General features: G+C 49.8%; 4 protein-coding genes. All 4 read right to left on the bottom strand.

Annotated elements, in window-relative coordinates:
* Positions 1-2411 (bottom strand): PQQ-binding-like beta-propeller repeat protein (locus VIM72_RS20720; RefSeq protein WP_332004735.1); only part of this gene is annotated, 2411 nt, incomplete at its 3' end.
* 119 nt (positions 2412-2530) lie between these two features.
* On the bottom strand, positions 2531-4324 hold the full coding sequence (locus VIM72_RS20715; protein WP_332004734.1) for a RagB/SusD family nutrient uptake outer membrane protein: 1794 nt from the start codon (positions 4322-4324) through the stop codon (positions 2531-2533).
* A 19-nt stretch (positions 4325-4343) separates the two neighbouring features.
* Positions 4344-7802 carry a SusC/RagA family TonB-linked outer membrane protein gene (locus tag VIM72_RS20710; protein WP_332004733.1) on the bottom strand — a complete coding sequence of 1153 codons (3459 nt, stop codon included), beginning with the start codon at positions 7800-7802 and terminating at the stop codon, positions 4344-4346.
* Between the two features lie 179 nt (positions 7803-7981).
* A complete protein-coding gene (locus VIM72_RS20705) occupies positions 7982-9031 on the bottom strand; it encodes a FecR family protein (RefSeq protein ID WP_332004732.1) in 1050 nt (349 codons plus the stop codon).
* Positions 9032-9134: the final 103 nt, after the last annotated feature.

The following is a 9134-nucleotide window of genomic DNA, read 5'->3' as shown; positions in this document are numbered from 1 at the left end:
CCGTTATACACCGCCATATCGGCAAATACCGGAGCGCCCGTGTTAAAGCGGTTGATCATTTTCCCCGTGTTAAGATCTATTACATATACATATCCGTCTAACGCGGCGGCAATAAGGCGGTTGCCGGCCAGTAAAGGGGTAGATTCGATAGTGGCGGAAGAAGGGGAGGAATATGGCGCCGAATAAAACAGGGCTTCGCCGGGAACAAAGCGCCATTGTTCTTTTTTGTTTTTTTTATCGAAGGCAATCATTCCGCCGGCAGCAGTGCATATGATGATGTAGTTGCCTGTTACCAGTGGCGCCGTCATGGTTTTGAGCTCTTCTGTAACCGGGATGCTGTCTGTTGTTTTGCCGGTTGCGGGGTCCAGGATGTGGAGTTTATTGATACCGTGCACATACAGCAGGTTATCGAAGAAAGCGGGAGTGCCGCTGCGGAAGCGGATGCCTTCATCGGCGCGTTTCCACAGCAGTTTCCCGGTGGCGGCGTTGTGGGCAAACAGGTGGTTCCAGTTGGAAGAAGTGATCAGCCGGCCGTTGTGAATAGCCATGGCAGCGGGTGTGCCCTCACCGCCGGTCCAGTCGTGGTTGGTCCATTTTACCTGGCCGGTATTAATATCCAGGGCCTGGAGGTAGTTACCTGCGCCGGTGTAGTAAGTGTTGTCATAAATGGCGCCACCTGAATTATAGGCTGGCAGGTTTTTATGATCGCCGGTATGTTGCCAGCACAACCGCCCGGTGGCGGCATCGAGGGCGTAGGTAACGCCTTCTGCATCGGTAGCCAGCAACAGGCCATTGTGGTAGCTGATGCTGTGTTTAACAGAATTACCGGTGGGGAATTGCCATAGTTGTTTGCCGGTTTGTGCATCCAGCGCAGTGATGCTGCTATGGTGATTGCCTTCATCGTCGATGGTGCCAATAAATACTTTGCCGGCTGCGCATATGGGAGATGATTTCCAGATATTGCCTCCCAGGTTGGCGGTCCATCGTAAATGCAACGATCCTGCGGTGGTAATGCCGGTAGTGCCGGTGCGCTGTATGTTCTGCAGCACTTCAGGCCAGTCGGCGGATGGCTTGTTGATTTTTACGGGCGTATTTTTTGTCAGTGTGAATGTATCCCTGCGGAAAAGCACTCTGCCGGTACCTAATGTGGCTTCTAACGTGGCCGTATATACGCCGTTTATCCATGCCGCGGGGATGGCAGTGGTGGCATACCAGTTCCAGTCGCTGCGAGGTTGCAGTGGCAGCTGCTTAACGAGGTTTCCTTTTTTATTGAATAAGCTGAACAGCACTTTGTTTACCGTTGAGGCGGTATGATAAGTATTTACACTGATCACCATTTTGTCTCCATCGAACGCAACGCCTGAAGCAGTGGGGGAAACGGATACCAGTTGATCGTGCACATAGGTATAACGCCGTTGTACAAACGAAATACCGTTTTTATCTACACCTATCACATCAAAATTAGAAGCGGAATTATCGATACCGCCATCTGGTGGCGGAGCTGCGCAGATGGAGCGGATGCCGCTGTTGCCATGTGTGCGGGCAAAGTTGATATGCCAGTGGCCATAGATCCAGGCTTTGAGGTGATGCTCATTGAGGTTAAGGCTATCGTTTTTTGAACGGATGGTAAAGAGCGTATCGTAGGTAAGCAGGTCGTGGTTGAACACGATCACAGGCTTTTCAGGAGAGGTGTTGGCCAAATCATTTTTCAGCCATTGCACTACATCGTCTATGGTGTAAGACGGCTGGTAATCGCCGTAGCGCATAGGCGTTACAATAAAGTGTGCGGGGCCGGCGTCAAAGGAATAGAACACCGGGCCAAACAGCGATTCATACAACGCTTCACCGTAGGGGCCTTTTACCAGGTCGTGGTTGCCGATACAGTAATACACGGGCAGGCCCATGGTACGGGTATTGATGTATTGTGCGTGGAAGGCCATTCCTTTTTCATAGCAGATGTCGCCGGTATGAATCATGAAGTCGGCGTTTTCGTTGCGGGCGTATTCTTTGGCATCGGTGATCCAGTTGTTGAACTGGTAGGTTTCCGTATCAGCCAGCCGTACAAATTTTGCAGCGGTGCTACTGGCTTTAGCTACCGGCTGAACGCCGAAGTTATAAGCAGGTAATGTGCTGTCGGCATGAATATAAAATGACCGGGTATACCGGTATCCTGCCGGGGTGGTCATAAATATAAACTTTGTTCTGGCATGGCCGGGGAGCCGGTAGTTACCATTGGCATCGGTGATGGTTACGTGCAGGCCGTCGGATACGCGTACGCCGGCAAGCCCTTTTTCCTGATTATTGAACTGCCCATCGGCATTCGTATCTGTAAAAACCCGTCCTGTGAAACCCTGTGCCATTGCTGTTTGCAGGCTACAGGCAACAAGAAGGGTGAAGCATAATTTCTTCATGAATGGATTTATTTGATAAGCATGATTGCGGTATAAATGAGATTACCATGATTCCTGTTTTGCAGGATGCGCTGCAAAAACAGGGTCATGGTAATCCTGTTCATCACTATTACCCGGTTTTACCAGCCGAATATCTGGCGAAGTTTATCGTTCAACACCGTTTGTTGTTTTGGAATAGGACGATAGTAGTATTGCGGATCTTTAAAAGTGCGGCCGGCGCGGTCGGCAGTGAATTTAATATGACCGTTGGCGCCGTTTTCGAGATAGAAATTATTCTCCCCGGTTTTATCGATAAGATAGAAACGCGACAACTTTGCTCTCACATCGGCGGGCAGCCCGGCAATGGAAGAGGTGTCTGTAGGATTGGGCAGAATGGCGATATCGGCAACATTATCTCCCGTCATATCAATGCCACCCAGCGCCGGAACATACATGCCCTGTGGCGCATCCTGCAAACGGGCGCCTGCTCTCCAGCGGTTAACATCTTTGAGACGTAATCCTTCACAAGCCAGCTCCACTCTTCTTTCGCGGCGTATTTCCAGCAGTACGCCTTTATTGGCGCCGTTTACCGTGTAAGCTGCATTCAGCACGGGATCTACATTTCCATTGGCATTAGCCAGGTTGAGATCCGGCATCTGTACCCTGCGGCGGAGCAAATTAACGGAGATATCCAGGTCGCCCTGTGTGAGCGTTCCCAGTTCTGCTTTGGCTTCCGCGAAGGTGAGCAGTATTTCCGCATAGCGGTATACAGGCAGGGCGGTGTAATTGAGGCCCCATCCCTGGCGTTGTTTGGGATCACGGGGATAGAACTTCAGCTGGTCGTAAGCGCCGAGGTTAGGCTTTGCGATATAGAGGTTATTATCCTGGGTGGTAGAGAAACCGGGATAAGCTACGGTTTCGGCTAAACGTGGATCACGGTTTTTAAAAGTAGCAGTGAAGCCAATTTTATCATAACCGGGTTGTGAAGTGAACGGTGTGCCGTCTTTCATCAGGTAATTGTATACAAGGCTCTGGCTGAGCGACCAGGTCCAGCCGAGCACAGTATGAGTGTTGTTGCCTTTACCAAGACTTTGTGGATAGTCTCTCCACTGGATGATTTCCTTGTTGCCATTTAATGAAAGACTGCAAAACAAAGCGCGGTAATCTTCTCCGCTTTTCCCGGTGTTATAGATAACATAGCGGCCGCTGTTCATTACTTCCTGTGCGGCTGCTACGGCTTTTTGCAGGAAAGCATCTGCGGTGGCGGCGAGCTTTACTTCATCGTGGTATTTTCTGAATGTTCCTTCAAAGAGGCAAAAGCGTGACAGCAGGGCCAGGGCAGCGTATTTATTTACGCGGGTGCCGTTGTCTTTATCATCTACCTTAATATTATTCACAGCAAACTGCAGGTCGGCAAGCACAGAATCGGCCACTGCAGCCCGCGGATCACGGCCTTTGTAGAGGTCTGGATCTACGTCTGTTAACGCGTGACCGTACCAGGGTACATCGGAATAAGTAGCTATCTTCTCAAAATAAAATCTTGCACGGAAATAACGGGCAATGCCGATGTAGTGGTTAATATCGGCGACGTCGCCTTTTGCTTTGCCGGCGTTATCGAGCAGGAAGTTAATGTTGCGCAATACGTTCCAGTCGTCCCATCCACCAACGGTTGTAGGATCCAGGGTGTTGTGCACCAGTTTATCCATTTCGCTGCCGGTGTTACCGGAAACGTTGTCGGAATTGTTATCGTCGTAGGGCGCTGAAAGATTATCATCATACAGGCCGTTGATATAAGTGTTCAGGTCCTGTGGCGAATTGAAGTAAGCGTCAGGGGATATTTCTGTTTGCGGGTTGCGTTGCAGGAAATCCTTTTTACAGGATGCCGCTGCACAGCCCAGTATGATGAGTGATAAATAAAGCCTTTTCTTTTTCATGTTCCGTAGTTTGAATAAATTAAAAGTTCAGGTTTAAACCGAACGAGTATGTTTTCTGGTATGGATACACAGAACCGTCCAGTCCTTCCGGATCGATATTCGCTTTCAGGTGGGAGATGGTAAAGATGTTTTCTGCGCTGAAGTAAATGCGGAAACGGTTTATCTTATACTTCTCTGTGATGGACTTAGGAAGGGTATACCCGATGGAAACGTTTTTCAGGCGGGTATATGCGGCGTTCTGCAGGTATCTTGTTTGTGGCGCGCCCAGTTCGCTGGCATCTTCCGCGATGTATGATTTCAGGCGGGGAAAATAGCCGTTGGGTGTTTCCGGCGTCCAGCGGTCGAGGTTATGCACCTGTACGTTTGTCCACGGTTGCGCATATACGCCCCAGAAGTAGTGGTTGCCTGGATTGGGGTACCAGTCTCTTTTCCCGATGCCCTGGATCAGCGCGCGGAAATCAAATCCTTTGTAGGAGGCGGTGAGGTCGATGCTGTAAGGGAAGCGCGGCGAATTGTTACCGATGATCTTCCGGTCGCCGGGATTGCTGACGGTGTTATCGCCATAGTCCACGGAACCATCGCCGTTGAGATCTTTAAATTTCAGATCGCCTACATAGAACTGGTATTGCTGATCGTCGGAACCTACTTTAGATTGGTTGGCATGTGATTTCAGTTCATCTTCATTCTGGAAAAATCCTTCTGTTACGAGGCCCCAGATATCACCTATTTCCTGTCCGTTGTAGTAGTTGCGGTTTTCCAGCGAACCGGCATCGTAGTTGGCGAGGGTACCGGTGGGATTGGTGTAGCGGGTAATAAAGGAGCGGCTGTCGGCCACCAATAATTTCACGCCATATCCGAAATCGTTGTTACCGATCTTAAACTGATCGCGCCAGTAGAGGGTCATTTCCCAGCCGCGTGTTTTCAGGTCGGCAGAATTGGTTCTTGGTGATGGGGCGCCGTATACGCTGGGCAGTTCCTGGCTTTTGGCGAACATGCCGTTGGTGTAGCGGGTGTAGCGGTCGTAGCTGAAGAATAATCTTTCTTTGAGCATGCTGAAGTCGATACCGCCGTTCACGGTTTTCACCGATTGCCAGGTATAGGTGGAAGTCACGGGTGTAGGTGCGAATACGCCGATGGGCAGTTGCCCGTTCAGCACAGAGCTGATGTTACCGGCGGTCATGAGGGGCATGTAGCCATAGGCTTTCCATTGCTGATCGCCCAGGGAACCGTAGGAGCCGCGGAGTTTCAGCAGGTCCACGCCTCTGACGCTGCTGAAGAATTTTTCTTTGGAGATCACCCATGCTGCGGAGGCAGAGGGGAAGAAGCCCCAGCGGTTATCGGCGCGGAAGCGTGAGGAGCCGTCGTTACGGCCGTTAACTTCCACGATGTATTTATCATCGAAGGTATAATTCAGGCGATAGAAGATGCCTCTTACTGCCCAGTCTTCAATGGTTTGCTTTTCCGTGATATTGCCGGTAGCCAGCTGTGGTGTGGGGTATTGTGTGCTGATGAGCCCCTGCCGGCTTACATTGAACATATTGGTGTAATGATATTCCTGGTTGAACCCGGCGAGTGCGCCTACTGCGTGTTTTTTATTGAATGTTTTATGGAAGTCGGTATAAACGTTATATACATTATACTTCACCTCATAGGTATTGTTGGTGGCAGACGACTGGTTGCCGTTGGTATACTGGGTAGGCTGATCCGGCCCGGTGCTGTAGGGAACGGGTACGGTATAAGCGTTGCCTACATCATTTCCACGGCGGAAGGTGGCATCTCCCTTTAAGGTCCATACATTTTTAACGAGGTTTACTTCGGCGTTGAGCGTGGTCATGAATTCGCTCCAGGTATCTGCCGAGCGGCCACCGCTTTGCAGGTTGCCGAGTAATGCTGCACCGTCTGAAGTCCAGGTCCCGTCCGGGTTGCGGGGTACCGATAAAGAAGGGGTGCGGTTGGCATTATGAAAGAATAAATAATCGGTGGTACTGGCCGGCTGTGAATAAGTGGTATTGGTGTACATGGTGTTGCTACCAATTTTCACGCGGTCGTTGATGGTATAGGTGGCCTTTGCACGCATGTTGTAGCGTGTGTACTGGTCCGGGTTATAGCGGAGCATACCATCCTGTTTGTAATAATCCCCGGAGAAGTAGTAGTTCAGTTTTTCATCGCCGCGGGAGATGCTGAAATTGGCATTATAGGCGGGCGCTGTTTTCTGGTACACTTCATGGAGCCAGTCGGTGGATCCGTAATAGGCGTATTTTGTTTTATCCGTAGGGCTTACGATCACTTTTGGCAAAGAGGGATCCTGGGCCAGTTTTTCTGCATAGGCCCTGTCGGCGGCGGGGTACAGATCATACAGGGGAGTTGCCGCATCATGTTTGTACTGCATGGTGGTAAGCGGGTCTGTAATGATTTTGGGTACCAGTCCTAATGTGCGCACGGCATAGTTGGCGTTGGCAGTCATGAGGAGGCGGCCGTCTTTGCCTGATTTGGTGGTGATAAGCACAACGCCGAAGGCGGCGCGTGCGCCATAAATAGCGGCGGCAGCGGCGTCTTTCAGGGTGGTTACGCTTTCCACATCGGCTGGGTTGAGGCGGGATACTTCGTCGCTGGTAAAGGGGATATTATCTACCAGGATGAATGGGTCGCCACCGTTGATGGAGGTTATACCGCGCAGGTTGAATTTGGGTGCGGAAGATACGCGGCCATTATTGTTGGTGATATTCAGGTTTGGCAATAATCCCTGCAGGCCGTTACCGATGTTGGCAATGGGGCGGCTTTCCAGTTCTTTACCGGAAATAGCGTCTACGGCGCCGCTCAGGTTAGCTCTTTTCTGTTTGCCGTAACCTACTACCACCACTTCATTCAGGCCGCTGGAATTGGCTTTCAGGGCGATGTTAAAAACAGCGCCTTCGCGTGCCTTCATCTGCTGGGCTTCATAGCCCACATAGGAGAACTCGATGGTGGCGGTTTCGGGCACTGCCAGGGTAAAGCGGCCATCGTTATCTGTTTTAGCGCCCTGTGTGGTACCTTTTACGAGCACTGTAACGCCTATCAGCGGGTTGCCTGCTTCATCGGTCACCCTTCCTTTTATGTGAACATCCTGTACGGTTTCGCCTGCTTCCAGGATCACTACCAGGTTATCTTTCATGATCTTATATCCCAGCGAGGTGCCGGCCAGCGCTTTGTCAAGCACCTCTGCTACGGGAGCGTCTTTCATGGAGATGGAGATCTTCCTGTCGGGGATGCTGGCGTTTTTGTACAGGAAAGTGTAATCACTTTTCTGTCCTATGACATTCAGCAGCTTACCAATGTTAATATTGTGATAATTAACACTGATCCGTTCCTGGGAAAACCCATGTGCGCTTAGTTGCAGGAACCCGGCGCAAAGCAATACGGAGGTTAGTTTCATACGCAATAATAGTTTCCTCATATTCCGCTGGGGAATATGGGAAGGCCACCAATAGCTTTTTTTCATAAATTTGTTTCGTTAGGTTAAATAATCAGCCGTTACCAGATCGTAAGGAAATCGGTTTACATTGTTTAGCCAGCATTTCAGAAAGGGGAATGTTGCTGCATTTCCCTTTTTTTATTTGCTGTCTGCCATAAAAAAAATAGTGGATTAGCCAACCACAGATGATGTTTGGATGTTATGTTTTACCATATGTAAATGATATTTTCTTTCGTGTTCACTTCATAATGAAAGCCCGACATCAGTTGTAATGCCTGCAATACATCTTCAATACTTTGTTTCCGGAATGCGCCTGTGAATACTTCCTGTTTGTATTTATCGTTTTTAAAACGCAGGGTTACGTTGAACCAGCGCTCCAGGTCGTGCGACAATTCTTCAAATGTTACATTGTCAAAGTCGAAGCGGTCGTTTACCCAGGCGGTGGCCGGTTTGGCTGCTGCGGAATCGTTGCCGGTAATGGTCATTGTTTTTACCGGCGTAATGCTGAAGTTGGTTTTTCTGTTTACAGGTGTTTGTATATTTTCTTTTGTGCCGATGATTAATTTTTGTTCAGGTTGCAGCTGTACGGTTTTCCTCTCCCCGGTATGATCGTTACCCGGGAAATCCACCTCCACTTTTCCGCTGAGCAACGTTGTTTCCACGGTGGCGTCTTCTGTATAGGCTTTCACATTGAATATAGTGCCCAGTACGCGGATATTTATTTCGCCTGACCGGATGATGAACGGATGCGCGGGGTCATGTTTTACATCGAAATAGGCTTCGCCGGTAAGACTCACCTCCCGTTCCCCATTCAAAAAGCGGGTGGCATCATATTGCAGGCGGCTGCAGGCGTTGAGTATTACGCTGGTGCCATCCGGCAATACCACGCTTGTTTTGGAACCTGTTTTGGTAACTACTTCATTGCGGAAAGCCTGTTTGCGCGGCATGGCCGGCCACAGGGTGTAGGCGGTGATAAGGATGGCAACACCGGCGGCAATACTGCTGATCATCCGCCAGGGAATCAGCCGTTTGGCGGGAGGAAGCTCCTGTTCCTGTTGCAGGAACAGGTTCATACGATCCATGCCTTCACTGGCCAGTTGTTCTTCTTCCGCCGGAGAAAACCCGTTGGCACTGTTCACGGAACTGATATCACCGATAATAGTAAAAGCATATTGCAGTTCCGGAAACTGCATCAACAGCATTTCCAGCTCTTTCAATTCCTCTGTGGTGGCCTCTCCGGATATTTTCCTGGCCATTAATATATTTACCCGGTTACGCTCAATCATTTATTTTTTGCCCGTGTTATACCAGAAGGACGAAAAGAAAATAAAAAACCCCCAAAGCAGTGAAAAGAATTTT

The organism is Chitinophaga sp., assembly GCF_036569185.1.
GTDB lineage: Bacteria > Bacteroidota > Bacteroidia > Chitinophagales > Chitinophagaceae > Chitinophaga.
This window is presented reverse-complemented; position numbering and strand designations above follow the sequence as displayed.

Bases quoted from the DNA above. Each gene is read 5' to 3' on its own strand.
- VIM72_RS20715 (WP_332004734.1), bottom strand. From the start codon at position 4,324: ATGAAAAAGAAAAGGCTTTATTTATCACTCATCATACTGGGCTGTGCA.
- VIM72_RS20710 (WP_332004733.1), bottom strand. From the start codon at position 7,802: ATGAAAAAAAGCTATTGGTGGCCTTCCCATATTCCCCAGCGGAATATG.
- VIM72_RS20705 (WP_332004732.1), bottom strand. From the start codon at position 9,031: ATGGCCAGGAAAATATCCGGAGAGGCCACCACAGAGGAATTGAAAGAG.